Raw genomic sequence first — 21,983 nt, forward strand, 5'->3', positions numbered from 1 at the left:
GGCCAGCAAGCTGACCGGTTTAGGCTAATCCGCGTTCGCTCGCCGCTACTGACGGAATCACTATTGTTTTCTCTTCCTCAGGGTACTTAGATGTTTCAGTTCCCCTGGTATGCCTCTTCATAACCTATGTATTCAGTTATGAGTGACTGACTATTACATCAGCCGGGTTTCCCCATTCGGACATCCCCGGATCAAAGCTTGCTTACAGCTCCCCGAGGCAGTATCGTTGTTCGCCACGTCCTTCATCGGCTCCTAGCGCCTAGGCATCCTCCGTGTGCTCTTAGTAGCTTAACCATTCGACTCCTGTTTTCCTCGCCTCGCTCCGTTGTTTTGTGCTTCGCACAAAGCCAAAGTCGCTCTTCGATTCAAACACTCGTCTGCTACTCTTTTACTAACTTGTTTTGACACAAGTTCAGCTAAAAGGATATTTCTAAAACGCAAATTCGTTTCGTTATCTAGTTTTCAAGGATCAATAATCAATTTTTCGGTTCATCACGGATGTGTGAATGAAAATTTGATTCAAAACCCGGTTTTTTCAACCAGACTTATATCATACCATCCTCAGCACTTCTTGTCACCAAGCAAGTTCTGGAAATCGTATGTGAGAGTTTGAACTCTCAAAACTGACCAACGAGTGAGATTGTTTTGCCTTACGGCATATTTGAATGTTTCCGTTGCAGGAAACGATTCTCCATAGAAAGGAGGTGATCCAGCCGCACCTTCCGATACGGCTACCTTGTTACGACTTCACCCCAATCATCTACCCCACCTTCGGCGGCTGGCTCCTTGCGGTTACCCCACCGACTTCGGGTGTTGTAAACTCTCGTGGTGTGACGGGCGGTGTGTACAAGACCCGGGAACGTATTCACCGCGGCATGCTGATCCGCGATTACTAGCAATTCCGACTTCATGCAGGCGGGTTGCAGCCTGCAATCCGAACTGAGACCAGCTTTGATAGGATTGGCTCCATCTCGCGACTTCGCTTCCCGTTGTACTGGCCATTGTAGTACGTGTGTAGCCCAGGTCATAAGGGGCATGATGATTTGACGTCATCCCCGCCTTCCTCCGGTTTGTCACCGGCAGTCATTCTAGAGTGCCCACCTTAAAGTGCTGGCAACTAAAATCAAGGGTTGCGCTCGTTGCGGGACTTAACCCAACATCTCACGACACGAGCTGACGACAACCATGCACCACCTGTCTCCTCTGTCCCGAAGGCCGCCTCTATCTCTAGAGGATTCAGAGGGATGTCAAGACCTGGTAAGGTTCTTCGCGTTGCTTCGAATTAAACCACATACTCCACTGCTTGTGCGGGTCCCCGTCAATTCCTTTGAGTTTCAGTCTTGCGACCGTACTCCCCAGGCGGAATGCTTAATGTGTTAACTTCGGCACCAAGGGTATCGAAACCCCTAACACCTAGCATTCATCGTTTACGGCGTGGACTACCAGGGTATCTAATCCTGTTTGCTCCCCACGCTTTCGCGCCTCAGCGTCAGTTACAGCCCAGAAAGTCGCCTTCGCCACTGGTGTTCCTCCACATCTCTACGCATTTCACCGCTACACGTGGAATTCCACTTTCCTCTTCTGCACTCAAGTCACCCAGTTTCCAGTGCGAACTAGAGTTGAGCCCTAGCCTTAAACACCAGACTTAAGTGACCGCCTGCGCGCGCTTTACGCCCAATAATTCCGGACAACGCTTGCCCCCTACGTATTACCGCGGCTGCTGGCACGTAGTTAGCCGGGGCTTTCTTCTCAGGTACCGTCACTCGGATAGCAGTTACTCTACCCGACGTTCTTCCCTGGCAACAGAGCTTTACGATCCGAAAACCTTCATCACTCACGCGGCGTTGCTCCGTCAGGCTTTCGCCCATTGCGGAAGATTCCCTACTGCTGCCTCCCGTAGGAGTCTGGGCCGTGTCTCAGTCCCAGTGTGGCCGTTCACCCTCTCAGGTCGGCTACGCATCGTCGCCTTGGTGAGCCGTTACCTCACCAACTAGCTAATGCGCCGCAGGCCCATCCGTAAGTGACAGATTGCTCCGTCTTTCATTATCGCTCCATGCGAAGCGATAAATTATCCGGTATTAGCTACCGTTTCCGGTAGTTATCCCGGTCTTACGGGCAGGTTGCCTACGTGTTACTCACCCGTCCGCCGCTAACCATCAGAGGAGCAAGCTCCTCATCAAGTCCGCTCGACTTGCATGTATTAGGCACGCCGCCAGCGTTCGTCCTGAGCCAGGATCAAACTCTCCAAGAAAGTTTGTGACTCATTTTGAATCTGACGAGAATTTAATTCTCATTTGTGCTCCGCAAACCATCCAGCCATAGGCTTGGACCGATTTGCTTCGCGATCGGCTTTGCAAGCAAAGCCTGTATCTCACTCGTTGTTCAGTTTTCAAAGATCAAACATTTCGTTTTCGTTCACCACCGCATCTCAGCGGCGACTTTTATAATATATCATGTTGCCCATCATTTCGTCAAGCACTTTTTTCGATCTTTTTTTCAGCTCGTTTTTGAGCTTGTCGAATCCTCGTTTGTTGTAAACCCGAGGTTTCATGGGGCGAGTTATAATTTAACACATAAAACATTGAGGAGTCAACCTCTAAATATAAAAAAAAGCTAAGCAGCTAAGTTCCCTTTATAAGTCCCCCCAAAACGGAACGCTCCATGCATAAATAAAGAGGGAGCATTTACCCCCTCGAACCTTGCGCAATACAGATGACGCTATTCCGCGGAATAGCGGATTGCCGGGCTGCTGTATCCCGAGGCGTCGGACCACACGACCGATTCCTTTGCCAGCGAACGGTTGACCAGCTTGCGCATGACAAGCGGCAGTTCGTTTTTGACGATGTCCAAATCCGGGTGATGAATCAGTTCCTCGATGCTCCAGGGCTTGCACCGGCTTTTCAAAATCTGCAGCAGAAGCACGGTGCACTCCGCCATTTTCGACATGACGGAAAACTCGCAGGCAAGCAGCACCAGCTCCACGCGCTGCCGGATCGTTTCCTTGCTCTGGGTCAATTCCTCGTACAGCTTGTGGATCGCCGTATTCAGTTCCTTCACTTGCTCCCAAACGGCCCGATCAGGCAGCACCCCGCGTTCGATCAGTTCGATCCTTGCCCAATGCCTTAACGAATCCAACACGGATTGATAGGCGTCGACCTCATATCCGGCTTGCAAATACCGCTTGGCTTCAACGTATATGCTTAGGAAGCGGGAGAATTCATACAGCATTTTGCGATCCCGCAGCGGCTGTTCAAACTCCGTATATTCCCTGCGGAGCCGGGCCAGTTTCCCGTCCACGTCCCTCACCAGCTCCCCTTCCATAAAGCAGCGGATCAAGTCCCCTTTTTCGCCCGCAATAAGCCAGCGCTGAAGGGACTCGGACGAAACATGCAGCGTCTGGCACGGCAGTTCCCCTACAAGCGTATGCTCTACGGCCAATTCCGCCTCCTGTCCTTCATGGACGACGAGGACGATATAGTCGAAGTCATGAAGCAAAGACCCGTCGAATTTTTGCGCTTCCTGACGATATATGATAGTACCGATGGCATCGGCATCAAAAGACTCTCCATAAAAAAAAGACAAATTGGACAAATCCATGTCTCCCTCCATGCATTCCTTGGCGAAAACCAGCCAATTCAGTTATAATATACTTCTACATGATCCACGTCAGTTCCTTCTTTTTTGCATACAACTAAAATGATGATAGGAGCCAATGATCCATGATCTTCAAAACCGCAAAAATCGTTGCTTTCCGTACCTGGGGACTGCTGCTGACGATCATCGGCATGATGCTGATGGTGCTGGGCACGGCAGGGATCGTCTTCTGGGGGCAAGCCGGAAAAATCGTGGCGGCGATTGGTCTCGTCATCGGCCTGATCGCCATGATGGGCAGCCTGGGGATTTATTTTTGGGCCGGGATGCTCTCCACGAGCGTAAAGACGATCGAATGCCCGGAATGTCACAAACCGACGAAAATGCTCGGAAAAACGGACCGCTGCATGTTCTGCCGAACCATCATGACGACCGACATCAATCTGGCAGACATTACGGACGACGAGCTGGAAGAAATGCAAAAGCGCCAGGAAACGCAAGCCGGCCCCTCATCGGCCGTCCATCACCACTAGACGCCGTCTTTGGGCAAAATTTATGAGCGGCAAACAAAAAACCGGCCATCCTTCATGGATGACCGGTTTTTTTACGTTCGGACTACGCCATTTCGTATTTTAAAAAAAGTAATCATTCATAAGATGCCTGCGTTAAACCATCAGTCGATATCTATAACAAATATGAGTGCGATTCGCATTAGGATGAAATATCCTTCAACGTATTCCATGCTTCTTCGGTGCCGAAGCTTCGGGTCCACGCGGCGACTCCGGCAAGCTTCAGTTCCTTGGCCAGCTTCACTCTTGCGCCGAGCGACGTTTTATCTTCAATCCATATCTTTTTCAAAACGCCGTCTTCCGTATATTCGACATAGTTCTGCTGCACGTCCTCAAGGTATTTGGGTTTCAGCTTCTTTTCCGCAAGGATTTCCTTTACGGTTTTCATGCCTACCGCCTTCGACGAGACTTTGGTTTTGCCGTCTTTGGCTTCTTCCGACCAAATCCGGGTATACAGCGGCACGGCCAAAACCAATTTTTCGGGCGGCACCTCATCCTCCTCAAGGATTTTGCGTACGGCCGATTCGGTCCACGGCAAGGACGACACCGAACCCGCTTTCGGGCTTGAAGCCCAATGTTCGTCATAGGCCATCAAAATGATAAAATCTGCGGATTCCCCCAGCGAACGCCTGTCCAAAAAGCGGGACCACATTTCGCTTCCCGATTTCGGGGTGACGTCCACCGATAAAATCAATCCCTCCGCACGAGCCAAAGGTTTCAGCTCGCGGACGAACTGGGATACGTTTTCCCCGTCTTCGGTTTTGACGTTTTCGAAGTCCAAATTGATCCCGTCCAAATGATACGTCTTGGCAAACTCGAGGATTTGACTGATAGCGTTCAACCTTGTTTCATAGGTTGCCATCGCGCTCGCAGTGATCTCGGGATCGAAGCTGTTGCTCAGAAGCCCCCACACTTCCATCCCGCGGGCATGGGCTTTTTGTACGTAGGCAATGTCCGCGTTGCTGCGGACGTTCCCTTCCCCGTCGATGATGCTGAACCACGTCGGGCTGACGACGTTGACGCCGGTCATCTGATCGATGACGGCCGGGTCCGGCTTTTTCTGATAAACGGCCTCCCAGGCCAGATTGACCTTTTTGCCCGCCCAGTTGCGTTCGGCTTGCGTAGGCTGCTCCTGAACGGCTTCCACCGTTTTCTTTTCGCCGAGCGTCACCTTGGATTTCGGCACGTAACCGGCATACCCGTTATCCATCTGCACGAAATACCACGATTCCTCGCTCCCCCAAACCCGCAGAGTCGTTCCCCCTGCCATGTCCGCCAGGATCGGCTCATGTTTGGACGGCCCCTTGCGAAGCGCCGTTTTGGAACCGGCATCGCCGGCGATTTTGCCCATTTGCACCGTATCCCCGGCTCTCATCAGCAGCACGGCGCCCGTATTCGGATCCTCGTGAACGGTAATTCCGTACAGCTCTTTCAGCGGATGGATCGGCGCATACAACAGGCCATTCTCTTCCTCCGGCGCGAACCGGAGCTGGACCTGCTTGTTATTCAGCCGCGCTTCCTTCTCCCCTGCCTGCAAATGCATCACCTTGGCCGGGGTCGTCAAAATCAGCGACTGCGTTCCTTTTTCGTAACGAATGTTAGGGTCTATGCTCTCCTGCAGCACCGAAAGCGGCAGCTTCAGCTGCTCCCCGGCACCTTCGGCAGGCTGATCGAGCAGCTTGCCTTCAACGAATATGGGCTTGTCCATCCCTCTCCAGTCCGGCTTTTCATGCAGCGGATTCGGGAGAACCTCCGTCACCGTCAAATAGGCTCCTGCCGCAATCAGGCACAGTCCGAGAAAAACGGCAAGCCGCCTCTTAGCCGTGGGACGGCGTTTGCGTCTACTTCTACTCAAAGGCTGATCCTCCATCATCGTATAAGTATCGTTATGCCAAAAAGGCTTGAAAGCTAAAAAAACGTGAGGACCCATGGCAGGAATCCGCACGTTTTGTCGAAAGCAGAAAGCTTGAAACGGATGCTTTACTTATTTTTGCAGCTGCTGCAAATACCGTACAGCTCCATGCGCAACCCTTGAATCTGGAAGCCTGTGCTTTTCTCAGCAGTCTGCTCCACGTCCTCGAGGGACGGGTAGCTGAAGTCTTCGATTTTCCCGCATTTCTGGCAAATCACGTGAAAGTGATCCGAAACGTTCGCATCAAAACGGCTTGAATTATCTCCATAAGTCAGCTCATGAACCATACCGGCTTCGATCAGCATCTTCAAATTATTATAAACGGTAGCTACGCTCATGCTCGGAAATTTAGGCTCCAGGGCACGATAAATTTCATCCGCCGTTGGATGGCTCATGGACTCCATGAGGTAAGCCAATATCGCATGACGCTGGGGCGTAATCCGAACACCATTCGTTTTCAATTGTTCCAATGCATGCTCGACTCGCGTTGACATTCTTACCCACCGCCTTAAGATTAAACAAAATTCTGATATTCTCGAATGCAATGAAAAAGGTTGTTCACCCAACATTCTAAAATATGCCCTATAACATTATTGTACGTTCATCGTTTCAACTTTGTCAACGAAAGGGCCCGCCCTGAAAGAACTTGGAATAAATGTATGCTCCGGCTCAATATTTATTCACGTTCAAATCGCTGTTGCCTTCGATACGAACCTGATGTTCCCCCAGACCTATTGTGCCCGTAATGTTCTTTTTATCCACCGTAAACGCCGGAAACTGATTGTAGATATCGCCATAACTGATGCTCCCGTCGATTTCGTAGCTTCCCGATTCGGGCAGGGTGACGGTAAGTTCCCCTACCGCGCTGTAAATGTCCCAGTCGCCTTCAACGACGCTGGAACGGGCCTTAATGCCACCGTTAAGCGACTCCGCCTTCAGATCGGAGCGGACTTCGTCCACGTCGATGTTCCCGTTTTTCGTCTGAACGTCGATCGGGCCCAGCGATTTTCGGACGGACAAATTGCCTACCTGGGTCGAAAGCGTTACGGCATCGGAAACGTCCACCGCCTGCATGCTGCCCTGATTCGTGCTCAAGTCGACGGAACCCATGACGTGATACGCGATGCCTTTTCCGTTCAGCGTGCTTCCCTTGACGTTCCCGGTGACGCGGTTTAACCGGAGATCTCCGTTTGCCGTCTCCATCGATATTTGCTTGATCGCGTCCACGTGCTGCACAAGGATGCTGCCGTTCATCGTCCGGAGCGACAGATCAAAACGCCGGTCCTGCGGCAGCGTAATCGTCAGATTCATCCGCGGCTGTCTTTTTCCGGACTGGCCATAGCCTTTCCCTTTGGTCTGGATGGTAATGGTGTTGCCGCCGCCGACCTCAAGCGCCGATTCCCTAGCGATGGCTTCTGCCTCCGGTCCCGTAATCTGGTCGACCCAAATCTCCGCCTGCACCCCGATGTCCGTCACCGGTCCGCGCTGCACGACGATATCGCCGTTGATGTTTTCCACCTTGATGTTTTGCGTCGTTAACGTCACGGGGACGGCAAGCAGGTCTTTTCCGACGCTGCTCCCCTCCTGTTCGCTGTAATCCACGCCGGCCGCGGCCAGATTCAGGCTCACCTTGTTCCAGAGGTGCAAATAGTGTTTTTGTTCCGTCACGATAAACACCGAGGCTGACAGCACGACGGCGATCAGCACCCCGCGCAGGTCCAGCTGAAACCGCCGGCCCGTTCCTTGGGAACGGCGCGATATCAGCAGCAATGCGATATATTCCAGCCCCCACAGCACCAGCGTGAGCGGCCACCATTTCAAAAGCAGCAGCAAACGCTCGGTGCCTTGGAGCGCATCGCCAAGAAGCAGCACGCCGGTTGCGATCAGCAGCAGGACGGCCGTGAATCTTCCCACGCGCATTCGCCGTATCCGGTTCATGTTTTCTTCCCCCGTTCGCTGGCGCCTAAACGTCGCCCTTTTCCCTCTCCCGGCTTTTTGAGCCGCGTTGTTTCCGCAAAAGCCAAATTTCCCGGCCTCCTGCCCACAAGCCAGCGATGATCAGCACCGCCGCCACCGTGATTTTGCCGTAATCCTCCATATAATACCGGAGCCACCGCGGCTTTTGATAAAAAAGAAACATCAGCGCGCCGCCCGCGACGAGCATGATGCCGAAAAGCGAGCTTCGCTCCACGGCGAACGGATTCCGGTAAGGCGAAACCTGGCGTTCTTCCTGCCCATGCGTCCCCACCCTGTAATAGATGACGTAATCGGCCGATTGCAGGACGTCGTACACATTGTAAAAATAAGTCACCGGGATCACGAGCGCCAGCAAAATGAGCAGCGGGACGTTGATCTGCATGCCGATGGACGAAAAATATAACAACGCCGAAGCGTCCAACAGGAGCGTAAAAATAAAGGCGATGCCTTTGCGGTACAATCCAAGGTAAATATGGCCGAGCCCCGGACAAACGGCCGCGAGGAATCCTGCCGTAAACTTGCGTTTTCGGGAAAACAGGCGGCGGGTCCGGACTGCAGCCTTCTTTTCGCCGCGCATGCGGTTTCTTTTTGCCGTTTCTTCCTTCGATCCGCCGGAATGTTCGACGCTGTGCATCCTCCCGCTCCTTTCACCGTAAAATTCATCGCTGACACGCCGGTTCAGGCCAAAAAAAGCCCACCCTCTATACTATATAGATGATACTACCCTATATAACCGGGACAATAACAGGTAAATAATTGGATGAAGTCCCTGAAAAACCAAAAAAACTCCCTGGTTAAGGGAGTTTTTCGGTGCAGTTCAATCGATGGAAACCATGGATACCCCTTCAAGCCTGCGAATGCGGGAAGCGAGCTCCAAAGGATCGAATACCCTTTTGCTGAGCACGTTCAAAGCGATTTCGACCGTGGTCGAAGGCGGCTGAAGCTCGCCGTACGGCACGGTGCTCCGCTCGTTGACGACCGCTTTTTTGACGGTGATTTCCTCTTCCTCCAGCAGGCCGGATATCGCTTCGAGCAGCCCCGGCGCCGAAATCGCGCACACCGATATCAAATGAAGTTTGCTGCTGCGGATGTAACGCTGCTCCAATTTGTTGAAAACCACCAACGTCAGCAAAATGAGTAGCGTAGCCGCAATAGAGGCAAAATAAAAACCTGCGCCCACGGCGAGCCCGACGGCGGCGATCACCCATACCGACGCGGCTGTGGTTAGGCCCGTAATCGATTTGCCGGTAAACAAAATGGTCCCGGCGCCCAAAAACCCGATCCCCGTAATGACGGCCGAAGCCAATCTCGCGGGGTCGATCCGGATGTTGACCTCATGCACGAATTCGGAAAAACCATAAATGGACAACATTATGATCAGCGTCGAACCCATACATACGAGGATGTGGGTCCGGAGGCCAGCCGCATGGTTGGAGCGTTCCCTCTCCAAGCCGACAAGCCCGCCTAACAGCATAGACAGAAGCAACCGCAGCAATATATGAACGTTATCTATATACCATGGATCCGCCAAGAGCCTATCTCTCCCTATCTCACTCTAATAATGCAAATCCGCGGCCATAAGGCCTTGAATTAAACCGATACGTCTGCCCGCTTGTGAAAGGTCGTCAGTTCCACGCCCGGGGCTACCTCGAACGTCTCGAAAGGAATAAAGCCGTATTTGAGGTATAACGCCACCGCGGGTTCATTTTTGGCGCCGGTGGAGACGATAAACAGCGGAACGTCCGGATGAAGGTCAAAAACATGCCGGATCAGGCTGCCCGCGATGCCTTTGCGGAAATGAGCGGGATGAACCATCATCCGCATCAAGGTCAGCGACCCCGGGGTTTCCTGTTTCGTCGCCACCGCCCCGAGCAGCTCCCCGTCCTCGTCCAAGCAACCGTAAAACGTTTCGCCGCAGGTACGCAGCGTTTCATGCGTGTCGAGCAGCGGAGGAATGTCGTAGAAGCCGATTTTTTCGGCCTCCAGCCGGTAGGCAATATGCTGCAGCCTCCAAATTTGGTCCAGCATGTCGGCATCCTGCAAGGAAAGCTTCGTTATCACGGGAATCCCCCTTTTTTCAGGCTATACGCCGCAAGTCAAAAAAAGACCAACTTATCAGGCAAAAACATCCACCTAATAAAAAAGGGCCTGTCCGGCGGACAAGCCCCAAGACCCGTTCCTCTTACTGATTAAGCACTTCTTCCAGCAACTTGTTGACGATCGCCGGATTGGCTTTGCCGCGGCTCTCCTTCATGACCTGGCCGACGAGGAAGCCGATCGCTTTTTGCTTGCCCGCCTTGTAATCCTCGACGGATTGCGGGTTCGCGGCCACGACCTGCTCGACGATGGACTTGATCGCGCCTTCGTCGCTGATCTGTACGAGCCCTTTTTCCTCGACGATTTGCTGCGGAAGCTTGCCGCTTTCGAGCATTTCCTTGAAGACAGTTTTGGCGATTTTCGTGCTGATCGTCCCTTTTTCGATTAAGCCGATCATCTCGCCCAACCCTTGGCCCGTGATTTTCACCTCGGAGAATTCCAGGTTGTTGCTGTTGAGATAGCCGAGCAATTCGCCCATAATCCAGTTGGAAACCGATTTGGCATCTTTCGTATATTTCAAGCTGTCTTCGAACAGATCCGCGATCGGCTTCGAGGAGGTGATGACCTCGGCATCGTAGCTAGGCAGACCGTATTCGGAGGTGTAGCGCGCTTTGCGGGCGTCCGGAAGCTCCGGAATCGACGCGCGGATGCGGTTTTTCCATTCTTCGTCGATGTATACCTTCACCAGATCAGGGTCCGGGAAATAACGGTAATCATGCGCTTCTTCCTTGCCGCGCATCGTGAAGGTTTTGCCCTGCGCTTCGTCCCAGCGGCGGGTTTCCTGCACGACGGTTCCGCCTTCGTCCAAAATTTCGGCCTGGCGGTATTCCTCGTACTCCAGCCCTCTTTGCACGCCGCGGAAGGAGTTCATGTTTTTCAGCTCGGCACGGGTGCCGAATTCCTTCTGCCCATGGGGGCGGATACTGATGTTGGCGTCGCAGCGCATCGAGCCCTCTTCCATTTTGACGTCGGACACTTCGCAGTACTGCATGATGGCGCGCAGTTTTTCCAAATAAGCGCGTGCTTCTTCCGGCGAAGAAATTTCCGGTTCCGACACAATTTCCACAAGCGGCGTGCCGACACGGTTAAAGTCCACCAGCGATGCATACCCTCCGTCGATATGTGTCAGCTTGCCCGCGTCTTCCTCCAAATGAAGGCGGGTGATGCCGATCCGCTTCGTTTGTCCGTTCACTTCGATGTCGATCCAGCCGTTTTGCCCGATCGGCTGATCGTATTGGGAAATTTGGTAGGCCTTCGGCGAATCCGGGTAAAAATAGTTTTTCCGGTCGAATTTGCTGACATCGGCAATTTCGCAGTTGAGCGCCATCGCCGCTTTCATCGCGTATTCCACGGCCTGCTTGTTGAGCACCGGCAGCACGCCGGGATGGCCCAGGCAGATCGGGCATGTGTGCGTGTTGGGCGGTGCGCCGAATTCAGTCGAACAGCCGCAAAAGATTTTGGATTCGGTCTTCAGCTCCACGTGGACCTCAAGGCCGATGACGGTTTCGTATTTCGAAGATGACATGGTTTAGATTCCCTCCTTTTGAGCCGATTTCTACAGGTTAGGCCGCTGTTTATGATGTTCGGTGTTTTGCTCGAAGGCTCCCGCCACGCGCAGCACCGTGCTTTCGTCAAACGGTTTGCCGATGATTTGCAGGCCGACCGGCAGCCCTTCGGAGAAACCGCAAGGAACGCTGATCGCCGGCACGCCGGCAAGGCTCACCGGAATGGTCAAAATATCGTTCAAATACATCGTCAGCGGATCGCCCACCTGAGCGCCGAGCTTAAACGCCGGCGTCGGAGCCGTCGGCCCGATGATGACGTCATATTGTTCGAACACCTGATCGAAATCGCGTTTGATCAGCGTGCGCGCCTTTTGCGCCTTCAGGTAAAACGCATCGTAATAACCGGAGCTCAGCGCATAGGTGCCCAGCATGATCCGGCGTTTGACTTCGGGACCGAAACCTTGGCTGCGGGATTCGAGGTACAAATCCAGCAGGTTACCGGATTGTCCGGCACGGACGCCGTAACGAACGCCGTCGAAGCGGGCCAGGTTGGAAGAAGCTTCGGAAGATGCAAGCAAATAATAAGCGGCGACCGCATATTCGGTATGCGGAAGGGAAACCTCCTCGATGACCGCGCCCATGCCTTCAAGCACTTTCAAGGCGGCTTCGACGCGTTCCTTCACGCCGGCGTCGATGCCTTCGCCCATATATTCCTTCGGAACGGCAACGCGCAAACCTTTCACGTCCCCCGTCAGGGCGCTCAAGTAATCCGGAATGTCGACGTTGGCCGAAGTCGAATCCATGTTGTCGTAGCCGGCAATCGCCTGCAGGACGTAGGCCGCATCTTCGACGTTTTTCGTGACCGGGCCGATCTGATCGAGCGAAGAAGCAAAAGCGACCAGGCCGAAACGGGACACGAGCCCGTATGTCGGCTTCAGGCCGACGACGCCGCAATAGGACGCCGGCTGGCGGATCGAGCCGCCCGTATCCGAACCAAGCGTAAAATACGCCTCGCCCGCCGCGACCGATGCCGCGGAGCCGCCGCTGGAACCGCCCGGAACGCGCTCGAGGTCCCACGGGTTGCGCACCGGATGGAAACTCGAGTTTTCGTTGGAGCCGCCCATCGCGAACTCGTCCATGTTCAATTTCCCGATCGTAACCGCATCGGCGTCCTTCAGCTTGCGCACGACCGTCGCGTCGTACACCGGATTGAAGTTCGACAGGAATTGGCTTGCGCAGGTGGTGCGGATGCCTTCCGTCACGATGTTGTCCTTGATGCCGGCCGGCAGGCCGAACAGAAGTCCGCGTTCCTCTCCGGACGCCAATTTGTCGTCGAGGCGGCGGGCCGTATTTTTCGCGCCCTCTTCGTTTAGGGTCAAATACGCTCCGATCCGTTCATCGCGTTCGGAAATGGCACGGAACGTCTCTTCCACCAGTTCCAGCACAGAAAGCTCCTTGTTGTGAAGCTTGCTATGTATATCCTTCAAATTTTGATTTAACAGGCTCAAGTTGCCTCTTCCTCCTTTCGTAATGAAACGTTCTATTCAAGCACGGCCGGAACTTTGAACTGTCCGTCTTCCTCTTCCGGCGCGTTCAGCATGACCTTTTCGATCGGCAGGCTTTCGCGTTTCACGTCCTCGCGCATCACGTTGCTGACAGGCAGCACGTGGGTCGTCGGTTCGACGCCGTCCGTATCCAGCTCGTTCAATTTTTCGGCATATTGTAAAATAGCGTTCAGCTGTTCCGTGAACTTTTGCTCTTCGTCCGCGCTCAAATTGAGGCGGGCAAGCTTGGCCACGTGCTGAACGTCCTGATTGGTGATGCTCATAAATCGGATTCCTCCTTATTCCTTCTTATATTAAAGGATTAAAGCCTCGGGATAACGTTTCTAATTATATTGTAGAACCTGCGACAATTCAATGCGGAGCTTGGCCCTGCCGGAAAAACCGGGCGCTCCCGCCGGATTCCCCGGCAGGCCTCCGCTCCGGTCCGCGCAGCCTTTGCAGGCTCTCTGCCAAGCTCTTCAAACCCGTATAGCAAACGTGCTTTTCCAATACTTAGGGATAAAAAACATGGGGTATATCATAAGGAACAGATTCGGAATCCACCATGCGGGATCGAATTCGCAGCGGATCGCCCAATAGGAAATGGCCATCATCCCGGAGCAAAACGTCAATACGAGCGAAATCAAGGCCGCCGATTTCCAGGCCGGCGACGGCTTGCGGTACAAATACAGCGCCGTCAATCCGGTTGCCGATACCAGCATGTCAAGCGGAAAAAACGACCAGTTCCAAGCGATCAAAATCGGGTTCCTGTAATCGGAATATGCCCATTCGGGAGGGATGAGGCCCAGTGCCGTCGCGCCGAAATATAGAATGAACGAAATATCCGTCAACAGAAAAAACCATTTCAAAATGCGCATGGAGGGCTCTTTTTGATGGAAAACGTTCAATGGATCAGATCCCCTTTCCCCGTTCGTCCGCCAGCCCGGAAATGCCCGCCGCAAGCTCCGTTTGGATTTTTTTCTCCGAAATGTCCGCAGGCTCTCCCGACGAGCGGGCCCCATGGGCTCGATCTCCCAAATTCAACCCGATGACGCCCAGGATGATTAAGGCAATCGAAACGGCTTTGACCAGCGTCATCGATTCTTGAAAATACATGTACCCGATAACGGCAATCGCTGCGGTGCCGACTCCGGACCATATGGCATAGGCGACGCTGACAGGCACCTGCTTTAGGGCCAGGTTCAAGCTGGAAAAGGCTAATATGTACAGCACGATCATCAGTATGGACGGCACGATTTTGGTAAAACCGTTGGACATCTTCATCGAGACGGTTCCCCCGACCTCCAGCGCAATCGCAAAAATCAAATAAACCCATGACATGCCTTGATCACATCCCTTCCGAAAATTGAGCTATATCGCTTTTTCCGTCCCCTTGCGAAACAATGCCGAATAACAGCATATCGACCATCGCATCAACGGCGCCGACGAGGGACACCTTTGCGTTCACGAGGAAATCCGGGTCAAAAACGGCAAATGACGCTCCGCGCATGCACTGAACGACCGACGGAATGTCCACGGGACGCAGTTCCCCTGACGCGATGCCTTCCTCAAGCAGCGTTTCCACGGTGCCCCATTCCTCCTCCAACAAGCGATCGACCTTGACCCATTCCTGCGGGGCGTGGCGGCGCATCTCTTCAAGCACCCGCGCATCCGCAAGCCGCAGTCCGCTGGGTATGATCGACAATATGGCTTTTAATTTCCGCACGGCGCTCCAATCCGGACGCCCGTAGATGTCGCGCTGGGTTTGCAGCACTTCGTGGATCGCTTCGTCCACGATCGCGCCGATCAGCTCTTCCTTGGATGCGAAATGCTCATAAATGGTTCGTTTGCTGATGCCAAGCTCGGATGCGAGATCCCCCATCGTAAATTTGAAGCCTTTGCGATTCAGCAGCGTAAGCGCGGCCTGCTGCAATTTCTCTTTCATGAACATCCTCCCACATTCATTTTCGGTAACGATAAAACTATTTTATTATTTTTAGTACCAAAAAAAGTATACCGCGTTTAGTAATAAAAAACAAAGACCGGCAACGTTATTTCAATAGCGAAACGTTATTTCCATTATCGATATGTTATTCGTAACCGCTATCCGGACATTTTCAACCTATAGTTCAGGTGCCCGCCGGACCGCCAGCTTGGCGGCGGCTTCTACGCCCCCATATACACAAAAAAGAGCCGGCATGTAGCCGACTCTTCTAAATCCAGGCCCGCAAATTCACTTGCTTGATGAATTCCGCCTGCGAAAGCACCTCTGGCGCCGATTCCTCTTCTTCTTCCTGTTCGAGTTCGCCGTTCATGATTTGATGGAACAGCTTCTCGTTATATGTCGCAAGGGCGTAATCGATCAGCGCTTCCCGCGTGGTCATCTCCACTTCATGCTGAATGAGCAGCTCTTCCGGCTGCACATCACCCGATGGCACGAAAAAGTTCCGGTTAATCTTAGGTACCCGGATGACGTAATCGAACGCATTGTCCGGATTCCGGTCATAAGCGATCAGATAACCGTATTCCCCAATAGGAAGGTTCTGCTCAAAGGCGTCCGCGACGATCACAATCTTTTCCCCAAGTTGCAGCATCGTCTACCTCCTAGATGTCTATCATTGTTTGTATAGTCTACTAAAAAAAAGTAGGTCTGTCTACACGTAAGCCTGTCGGAAAACGAGGCAAAAGGCTTAATTTTGAAAAAAGCAGGTCCGTGAATGCGAATCCGTCCGAAAATAACCATGGCGGGACGCTTCGCAACCCCAAAAAAGACAACGCGGCCATGCTTCATGCTTCTTAAGCCCGGGTTACCGGAAGTCCCCCTCTTGAACAAGCGCATGAAAATATGAACCTCCGATAGAATAGATTATATAGAATGCAAAAAAAGAACGCAAACCGGGATATATTCCACAGCTTGCGTGCTTCGCGAATGTAAAGGTAACATTAAATTAACATCATTGTATCAGGGGCGTTACCGTTTGTCCAGCCATTTTTTCCCGATTTCTGTCGAGAAAACGCCTTTCGGATCCATTCAGGACACGTAAGGATTGTGGGCGCGTTCATATCCGATCGTCGTTTTGGGACCGTGGCCAGGATAAACCTTCACTTCATCCTTAAAAGCAAAAAGCTTGTTTTGGATGGAGTCGAGCAGATCGCGTTCGCGTCCCCCGTACAGATCCGTTCTTCCGACGCCAAGCTTGAAAAGCACGTCCCCCGAAAACAGGTCGTCCCCGCACAAAAAGCTGACGCTTCCCGGCGAATGCCCAGGCGTATGGTACACCGTGAAAGTGTGGCCGATCAACTCCAGCTTCTGCCCTTCGTCCAAGCCATACTCGGCAGGGCCGGTCGAAAGCGGCGGCGACACCTGCGGCCAGTTCAGCGATCCGTTCAGCTTCGGATTTTCGAGCCAATCCGCCTCCAGATCATGCAGGTATACCGGACAGTTTTTTAATTTCCGGATTTCATCCACGCCTCCCATGTGGTCGAAATGCGCGTGGGTCAGCAAAATCGCTTCGATCGTAAGCGGCTCGATTTTTTTGATGAGGGCGCCGGGATTCATCCCCGGATCAATGATGACCGCGCGCCCGGGATCTTCGCCGGTCAGCAAATAGGCATTGGTTTGCAGCGGGCCGAGGCAAAAGGTTTGAATGTTCAGCATATCCGTCTTTAGAACCCCGAAATCAGTTCACGCAGTTCTTTGATGACGGACGCATGATGATCGGTTCCTTCCCCGTAAGCTGCAATGAGCTCTTTCCGGCACTCGGCCATTTTTTCCTGGTAATCCGGCGCTTCCCGGTCCGGATTCTGCTGCTTGAACCGAACCATGATTTGCTGCACGTGCGCGGGGCGCGGCCCCCATTTGCCAAGGACATGCCCTTCCGCATTCGTAAAGATGACGACCGGAACGCTCCGACCGCCCATCGTCAGAAACTGGTCCATCACGTCGAAGTTTTCTTCGAGAATAAGCACTTCGGTCGGAATGCCGGCCGTTTCAAGGGCACGGAACACGACAGGCACGTTGCGCACCACGTCTCCGCACCAGTCCGCCGCCAAAATAAGGACGCGAAGGTCGTCGCGCGATTTCAGGTTTTCAAAAAACTCGCGGTCGCCGTCGTTGTCCCAGGCAAACGCGTCGTACCCCCGTTTGAATTCCTCCTGGTTTTTCTGCATGCCGTCGATAAACTGCTGCGGGGAGAGCCCCGTATTCAGCTTGTCCGCCAAATGGACTGCCATTTATTTCGTCCCCTTTCTGGATTTGGATTTGACCATTTTGATAACAAAATACACGATCAGCAGCGCCAGCGCAACGAGCAAGATCGGCGTCACGTACGGGCCCGCCTTCTCGTCCACATGCTCCCACTGATCCCCGAGGATATACCCGAGGTAAACGAACAGCACCGACCACGGAATGATCGCAAGCGTCGTCAGCAAAATGAAACGCCATACGTTCATCTTGGAGATCCCCGCCGGGATGGAGATGGCATGACGGACCACCGGAATGAAGCGCGCCGTAAAAATGACGCCCGTTCCGTATTTGTTGAACCACTGCTCCGCAGCATCGATATGCTTTTTATGAATAAAAATATATTTCCCGTATTTCTCGAGCACGGGCCTGCCGCCGTAACGTCCGATCCAGTACACGAACAGCTGCGCGATGACGCCGCCGACGATGCCGAACAGCACGGCTCCGATAAAGCTGATGTGGCCCGAGGATACCAAAAAGCCGCCGTAAGCAAGCACGATCTCGCTTGGAATGACTTCAATCATTAAGCCCAGCATGATGCCGAAATAACCCAGACTTTGAATCCAATGAAACAATTGACTGACGATATCCGATATAAAATGCACCCTGGCCCCTCTTTCTATATGTACTTTTAAGTCCCTATCCCAAATCTATTCTAGCATAGGAGCGGACATGACTTCTACATGAGCCCATTTGCTGCGGGAAGGTGTCTTCCCAGCCGTCCGCGGCATATGGTGGGGAATAAAGGAGGTAGGTCAAATGCCGCCGATTTCCCAGAAAAAAGACGCTCCGCTGCCTTCGGCCCGCGGCATCCGCAGAGCCTGCAGCAAGGAGCTGTACCGCACGGTCAAGCGGCTGAAGGTGTACGTCCCGGATGACGCCCTCCGCGAAGGCGAAACGCTTTATTACCGCAAGGTCATCGGCAACCTGATCTGGATTCACGAAAACCGCAGCAACCGGAAGCTGCTGTGCGATTGGTGGGACGAAGCGGTCCGCGCCGAGCTTGCCGCCCTATGGAAGGTAGACGAAGAGCATCTCGGAAAAGCTTTCCGCGAAGCTTTTGGCGGCTGAAGGAAATGGCACACGTCGTCCTAGAAAAGGGCCCTGGGGGCGTAAGTTCGGTAGCCCGAGGGCCTCTTCCCGCGGACGGGTTCATTCCGGGTCAGGAAGGGAATGCTCCAGGCTCGCCAGCTCGCGGCCCCACCGCTCGGCTTCGCGGGTGAGGCGGAACTCCCGGTCGTTCCGGACCCGAACCTGGTCCGGGTCCGCGGCGCGGCGCGCGTAATCGCCGTAAAGCTCGAGCCCCGCGTCCAGGACCCGCCGGGCTTCCGCCACGCTGCCGGACATCCATTTGCGCCGCGCCAGCTTGAACAGCCCCTCAAGGCTTTTCGTCTGCTCCGCCGCATTGTATTTGTCGCGGCGGAACCCCGCCTCAGCCCACGAGGCGGCGGCGTAGGCATCTCCCCGCTGGACGGCGTTGTCCGCCAGCGCAAACAGCAGGCCGGGATGCCCCGGGGAATAGGACAGGCTCCGCTTGAGCACCGCCTCGGCTTCCCGGGGCGGCAGCCTGCGCCCCAGCTCGATCGCCGTCCCGGCATCGGCCGGATTCCACTGCAGCGAGGAGCGCAATAGCGCGGCGGACTTGGCCGGAGCCGCTGCCGCCAGCGCCTGCCGATGCAGCCGGTGGGCCATTTCTCCGCGGAAAGCAAGCCACATGCCGGCGCCGGTGACGCCAAGCCAAAGCAGCAGGAGCACCGCCGGTCCGTATGCCCGGTGCCTATAACCGGATGCGATCGGATCGGCCCGGCGCACCAAACGGCCTGCCGCCGCTACGGGCCTGGCCAAAACCGCATAACCCTGATCCTCCCCGAGCTCAGCACCAGCTTGGATTTCCTCCGCTTTACAGGAAAGCCCCCATGCCGCAAGCAGAAATATCAGCAGCCAAACGAGGCCGAAGCTGAAATCGAGGTCGACGGCCCCGTGCAGGACAAACACGCCGTAAACCGGCAGCAGCTCGCGGCGGCGGCGGATAAGCAGCAGGCCGATGGCGCCAAGCAGCAACAATAAGACGGACGTGCCGAGAACGCCGGTGTTCAGCAGCATGTCGAGGTAACCGCTGTGCACCTGGCTGCCGACGTACGGATTGGACTGGACGGCGCGGTACGACAGCCGCCACGTCTCCCCGCCCTGCCCGAACCAGGGGGCTTGCATGAACAGCCCCCACGCATCGCGGTAGATCGCGCCGCGCGCTGTGGCCGTCCCGAAGTTTCGGACGATGCGCTCCTGCGCCGTCAGAAACACCGCGGCCATCCCCGCGGCCGCGACAAGGCCGCCTGCCGCCCAGGCCAGGCGGCGCCGGGAAGCCGCCCCGCTGCGCGCGAGGCGGCAAAGCCCCAGGCGGCAAGCAAGCAGGCTGCCGGCTTCACGCCCCGGCCAGCGCGAGCAGGCCGGGGGCGGGCTGTACCGCCAGCGCGGCGGCTGCCAGCTGGCGGTACAGCAGGGCCGCGCCGGCATGAAGGGCGCGGCCGCAAGCAGCAGCGGCGCGAAGCTGCGCCGCCGCTGCAGGGCGAGGCCGGCGGCTGCGGCAACGCCGGCCGTGAGCCACGCGCCGCGCGACTCGCTGAGGAGCAGCGCGGCGGCGTACGGCAGCAGCGGGAGCGCAGCCCGCAGCAGCCGGATCTCCCCTGCTCCGGGTTCCCGCCGGAGCAGGGCGGCGAGCGCAAAGAGCCGCTCCAGCAGGAAAGCGGCCATCAACAGGCCGAACGTGTTCGGGTATTCGACCAGGCCGGCAAGCCTGGCCCCGCTGGCGCTGATCCCGGCGTTCGAGGTGAACACGACCGCATGCGGCAGCGGAAGGATGCCGTAAACCGCCAGCAGCGCCGAACCGCACAGCAGCGCCCCAGCCGCGTGCCAGGCCGAAGCGAGCACCTTTTCCCCTCCCTCGGAGCGGGCGATCCGAACCGCCGAAACGGCAAAAAGACCGTAAAACCCCCATCGCAGCAGCTGGTTTGCCGTTCCGTGAACGGACAAGGGCCCCAGCAGCCAGTGAAGGGCATATACGGTCATCAATATAAACGGACTCAGGATCAGCAGCCTTTCCGCAGCGGAAACAGCTGCAGGCGCGATCCGCTTTTCGTTTTCGGATACCGCCAAACGGCGCAATAAAGCCGCAACGCTGCCAAAAAACGGCAGCAGGCCGTACAGCATCCAGGCCGGATACAGATCGGACGTAAAATAAAAGCCGGATTTCAGACAAGACATGAGCAGCACCGCGATCAGCGCGGCCCCCATGATTCCCAGCACAGAGCGTCTCACGCTCCCGCCCCCCATCGCCTTTTCTTCCTGCCCGAAACGTTCAAATCCTTACTTCCCGTCGGTTTTTCCCGGCAGCAAATCCGCGCACGCTTTTTCCAAATAAGGTTCGGCGTGAAGGAAATCGCGGAAAGCCGTGTACTCGCGCCAAAGCTGCTCCCGGTTGCCGCCTTGGCTTTTTACCGCCCGGATCAAAATGTTTTTCGGCGTATGCTCCAAATCGATGAATTCGAGCAGTTGCGTTTTGTAGCCGAGAATATCAAGCAGCTTGGCCCGGATTCCGTCCGTTGCCAGCGCGGAAAAACGTTCCTTCAGAATGCCGTGCGAAAGCAGCGGCTCCATGACCGGGCTTTCGATCTGATTGAACAGCTCGTGCTGGCAGCACGGAACCGAAAGGATCACCGAAGCGTTCCAGCGGACCGCCTTCTCCAATGCCGCATCGGTAGCGGTATCGCAGGCATGCAGCGTCACCACCATGTCGACCTGTTCCAGTTCGTCGTAGTCGGCGATGTCCCCGACCAAAAACCGCAGATTGCTGTAATTCAGCCTGTCCGCCAGTCGGTTGCAATGTTCGATGACGTCGGCTTTGAGATCCAGCCCGACGACGTTCAGCGGCCGCCGTTCCTGGATGGACAGGTAATGGTAGAGCGCAAAGGTCAAGTAGGACTTGCCGCAGCCAAAGTCGACGATCGTCAGCGGGCGTCCCTCGGGCAGCGCCGGGAGCACGTCCTCCACCATCTCCAGGAAACGGTTGATCTGTTTGAACTTATCGTATTTTCGGGCCAAAACCTTCCCTTGTTCATTCATTATACCCAGTTCGACCAGGAACGAAATCGGATGCCCTTCCTCCAGCACATATTTTTTCTTGCGGTTATGCGCCAAATCGGCGGAGGTTTTGGTCGGGGATTTGGTAAGGATCGATACTTTGTATTTTTTGCTGATCAAGATTTGGTAGTCCGCATCCGGCGTGCAGATCATTCCTTGCCGGAACGTCTGCTCGAACAGGCGCATGATCGCCTCCTCCGCTTCTTCCGCGGGGACGTTCTGGTGAACGACCTTGTTCGCATACACGTAAGCGAATTGATAATGTATTTTTTTCTTCAGCTCCACCGGCTTGATCTGCACCTTGGTAAAGGTTGCGCCTTCCCGCTTGCGCAGCTGGCTCAGCGTTGCCGTGATCAATGTCGTTTCTTCCGTGATGTCATGGATGAGTTTGCGTAAAGATTCCAAGAG

General features: G+C 54.7%; 21 protein-coding genes and 2 rRNA genes (1 of these 23 running past the window's edge). 2 read left to right on the forward strand and 21 right to left on the reverse strand.

All coding sequences use genetic code 11. The features are described 5' to 3' along the window. From MKY58_RS23640 to MKY58_RS23650, 3 genes are all read right to left on the reverse strand, one after another. Window positions 1-294, reverse strand: a 23S ribosomal RNA gene (locus MKY58_RS23640) (it extends 2,635 nt beyond the left edge of the window). A 403-nt stretch (window positions 295-697) separates the two neighbouring features. Next, a 16S ribosomal RNA gene (locus MKY58_RS23645) occupies window positions 698-2,251 on the reverse strand. Together the 16S and 23S rRNA genes form the textbook arrangement of a ribosomal RNA operon. Window positions 2,252-2,718: 467 nt before the next feature. Continuing rightward, a complete protein-coding gene (locus tag MKY58_RS23650; protein WP_339322353.1) occupies window positions 2,719-3,597 on the reverse strand; it encodes a nucleotidyltransferase-like protein in 879 nt (292 codons plus the stop codon). A gap of 122 nt (window positions 3,598-3,719) precedes the next feature. Here MKY58_RS23650 and MKY58_RS23655 point away from each other — a divergent pair, with 122 nt between their 5' ends. Beyond that, on the forward strand, window positions 3,720-4,124 hold the full coding sequence (locus MKY58_RS23655; protein ID WP_212951820.1) for a DUF2614 family zinc ribbon-containing protein: 405 nt from the start codon (window positions 3,720-3,722) through the stop codon (window positions 4,122-4,124). Between the two features lie 178 nt (window positions 4,125-4,302). Here the strand turns inward: MKY58_RS23655 and MKY58_RS23660 are convergent, their stop codons facing one another. From MKY58_RS23660 to MKY58_RS23735, 16 genes are all read right to left on the reverse strand, one after another. Next, complete coding sequence (locus MKY58_RS23660) at window positions 4,303-6,015, reverse strand: glycosyl hydrolase family 18 protein (RefSeq protein ID WP_339322354.1); 1,713 nt, start codon at window positions 6,013-6,015, stop codon at window positions 4,303-4,305. A gap of 125 nt (window positions 6,016-6,140) precedes the next feature. Continuing rightward, window positions 6,141-6,566 carry a Fur family transcriptional regulator gene (locus MKY58_RS23665; protein WP_036712873.1) on the reverse strand — a complete coding sequence of 142 codons (426 nt, stop codon included), beginning with the start codon at window positions 6,564-6,566 and terminating at the stop codon, window positions 6,141-6,143. Between the two features lie 175 nt (window positions 6,567-6,741). After that, window positions 6,742-8,010 (reverse strand): DUF4097 family beta strand repeat-containing protein, encoded by a 1,269-nt coding sequence (locus MKY58_RS23670; RefSeq protein WP_339322355.1) that lies wholly within the window; start codon window positions 8,008-8,010, stop codon window positions 6,742-6,744. Window positions 8,011-8,035: 25 nt separating this feature from the next. Next, window positions 8,036-8,683, reverse strand: coding sequence for a hypothetical protein (locus tag MKY58_RS23675; protein ID WP_339322356.1), 648 nt, complete (start codon window positions 8,681-8,683; stop codon window positions 8,036-8,038). A gap of 183 nt (window positions 8,684-8,866) precedes the next feature. Then, on the reverse strand, window positions 8,867-9,580 hold the full coding sequence (locus MKY58_RS23680) for an MgtC/SapB family protein (protein ID WP_339322357.1): 714 nt from the start codon (window positions 9,578-9,580) through the stop codon (window positions 8,867-8,869). Between the two features lie 59 nt (window positions 9,581-9,639). Continuing rightward, on the reverse strand, window positions 9,640-10,110 hold the full coding sequence (locus MKY58_RS23685) for a GNAT family N-acetyltransferase (RefSeq protein WP_339322358.1): 471 nt from the start codon (window positions 10,108-10,110) through the stop codon (window positions 9,640-9,642). Window positions 10,111-10,231: 121 nt separating this feature from the next. Then, a complete protein-coding gene (gene gatB, locus MKY58_RS23690) occupies window positions 10,232-11,671 on the reverse strand; it encodes an Asp-tRNA(Asn)/Glu-tRNA(Gln) amidotransferase subunit GatB (RefSeq protein ID WP_339322359.1) in 1,440 nt (479 codons plus the stop codon). 30 nt (window positions 11,672-11,701) lie between these two features. After that, window positions 11,702-13,159, reverse strand: coding sequence for an Asp-tRNA(Asn)/Glu-tRNA(Gln) amidotransferase subunit GatA (gatA, locus tag MKY58_RS23695; protein WP_212951833.1), 1,458 nt, complete (start codon window positions 13,157-13,159; stop codon window positions 11,702-11,704). A gap of 32 nt (window positions 13,160-13,191) precedes the next feature. Continuing rightward, a complete protein-coding gene (gene gatC / locus MKY58_RS23700) occupies window positions 13,192-13,479 on the reverse strand; it encodes an Asp-tRNA(Asn)/Glu-tRNA(Gln) amidotransferase subunit GatC (protein ID WP_036712868.1) in 288 nt (95 codons plus the stop codon). Between the two features lie 195 nt (window positions 13,480-13,674). After that, on the reverse strand, window positions 13,675-14,103 hold the full coding sequence (locus MKY58_RS23705) for a DUF5360 family protein (RefSeq protein ID WP_339322360.1): 429 nt from the start codon (window positions 14,101-14,103) through the stop codon (window positions 13,675-13,677). A gap of 4 nt (window positions 14,104-14,107) precedes the next feature. Then, window positions 14,108-14,536, reverse strand: a complete 429-nt coding sequence (locus tag MKY58_RS23710) for a multidrug efflux SMR transporter (protein WP_339322361.1) — start codon at window positions 14,534-14,536, stop codon at window positions 14,108-14,110. A gap of 7 nt (window positions 14,537-14,543) precedes the next feature. Next, entirely contained in the window at window positions 14,544-15,140 is a 597-nt protein-coding gene (locus MKY58_RS23715) for a TetR/AcrR family transcriptional regulator (RefSeq protein WP_339322362.1), read from the reverse strand. Window positions 15,141-15,408: 268 nt separating this feature from the next. Beyond that, on the reverse strand, window positions 15,409-15,789 hold the full coding sequence (locus MKY58_RS23720) for a hypothetical protein (RefSeq protein ID WP_036712867.1): 381 nt from the start codon (window positions 15,787-15,789) through the stop codon (window positions 15,409-15,411). 437 nt (window positions 15,790-16,226) lie between these two features. Beyond that, window positions 16,227-16,853: an MBL fold metallo-hydrolase gene (locus MKY58_RS23725; RefSeq protein WP_036712865.1), complete on the reverse strand. Its 627-nt coding sequence runs from the start codon at window positions 16,851-16,853 to the stop codon at window positions 16,227-16,229. 8 nt (window positions 16,854-16,861) lie between these two features. Continuing rightward, window positions 16,862-17,428: a thioredoxin family protein gene (locus tag MKY58_RS23730; RefSeq protein ID WP_339322363.1), complete on the reverse strand. Its 567-nt coding sequence runs from the start codon at window positions 17,426-17,428 to the stop codon at window positions 16,862-16,864. Beyond that, entirely contained in the window at window positions 17,429-18,043 is a 615-nt protein-coding gene (locus tag MKY58_RS23735) for a DedA family protein (RefSeq protein ID WP_339322364.1), read from the reverse strand. Window positions 18,044-18,197: 154 nt separating this feature from the next. Between MKY58_RS23735 and MKY58_RS23740 the strand changes: the two genes are divergently transcribed. After that, on the forward strand, window positions 18,198-18,509 hold the full coding sequence (locus MKY58_RS23740; protein ID WP_036712861.1) for a hypothetical protein: 312 nt from the start codon (window positions 18,198-18,200) through the stop codon (window positions 18,507-18,509). Between the two features lie 81 nt (window positions 18,510-18,590). Here MKY58_RS23740 and MKY58_RS23745 read toward each other — a convergent pair whose 3' ends face one another. Both MKY58_RS23745 and MKY58_RS23750 read right to left on the reverse strand, forming a co-directional pair. Further along, a complete protein-coding gene (locus tag MKY58_RS23745) occupies window positions 18,591-20,753 on the reverse strand; it encodes an O-antigen ligase family protein (RefSeq protein ID WP_339322365.1) in 2,163 nt (720 codons plus the stop codon). A 48-nt stretch (window positions 20,754-20,801) separates the two neighbouring features. Further along, a complete protein-coding gene (locus MKY58_RS23750; protein WP_339322366.1) occupies window positions 20,802-21,980 on the reverse strand; it encodes an SAM-dependent methyltransferase in 1,179 nt (392 codons plus the stop codon). Between the last annotated feature and the right edge of the window lie 3 nt (window positions 21,981-21,983).

The organism is Paenibacillus sp. FSL W8-0194 (assembly GCF_037969745.1).
GTDB lineage: Bacteria > Bacillota > Bacilli > Paenibacillales > Paenibacillaceae > Paenibacillus_AQ > Paenibacillus_AQ cookii.

Excerpts from the sequence above, each read along its gene's own strand:
- MKY58_RS23650 (WP_339322353.1), bottom strand. The coding sequence starts at position 3,597 with ATGGATTTGTCCAATTTGTCTTTTTTTTATGGAGAGTCTTTTGATGCC.
- MKY58_RS23655 (WP_212951820.1), top strand. The coding sequence starts at position 3,720 with ATGATCTTCAAAACCGCAAAAATCGTTGCTTTCCGTACCTGGGGACTG.
- MKY58_RS23665 (WP_036712873.1), bottom strand. The coding sequence starts at position 6,566 with ATGTCAACGCGAGTCGAGCATGCATTGGAACAATTGAAAACGAATGGT.
- MKY58_RS23670 (WP_339322355.1), bottom strand. The coding sequence starts at position 8,010 with ATGAACCGGATACGGCGAATGCGCGTGGGAAGATTCACGGCCGTCCTG.
- MKY58_RS23675 (WP_339322356.1), bottom strand. The coding sequence starts at position 8,683 with ATGCACAGCGTCGAACATTCCGGCGGATCGAAGGAAGAAACGGCAAAA.
- gatB (WP_339322359.1), bottom strand. The coding sequence starts at position 11,671 with ATGTCATCTTCGAAATACGAAACCGTCATCGGCCTTGAGGTCCACGTG.
- gatC (WP_036712868.1), bottom strand. The coding sequence starts at position 13,479 with ATGAGCATCACCAATCAGGACGTTCAGCACGTGGCCAAGCTTGCCCGC.
- MKY58_RS23710 (WP_339322361.1), bottom strand. The coding sequence starts at position 14,536 with ATGTCATGGGTTTATTTGATTTTTGCGATTGCGCTGGAGGTCGGGGGA.
- MKY58_RS23715 (WP_339322362.1), bottom strand. The coding sequence starts at position 15,140 with ATGAAAGAGAAATTGCAGCAGGCCGCGCTTACGCTGCTGAATCGCAAA.
- MKY58_RS23720 (WP_036712867.1), bottom strand. The coding sequence starts at position 15,789 with ATGCTGCAACTTGGGGAAAAGATTGTGATCGTCGCGGACGCCTTTGAG.
- MKY58_RS23725 (WP_036712865.1), bottom strand. The coding sequence starts at position 16,853 with ATGCTGAACATTCAAACCTTTTGCCTCGGCCCGCTGCAAACCAATGCC.
- MKY58_RS23730 (WP_339322363.1), bottom strand. The coding sequence starts at position 17,428 with ATGGCAGTCCATTTGGCGGACAAGCTGAATACGGGGCTCTCCCCGCAG.
- MKY58_RS23740 (WP_036712861.1), top strand. The coding sequence starts at position 18,198 with ATGCCGCCGATTTCCCAGAAAAAAGACGCTCCGCTGCCTTCGGCCCGC.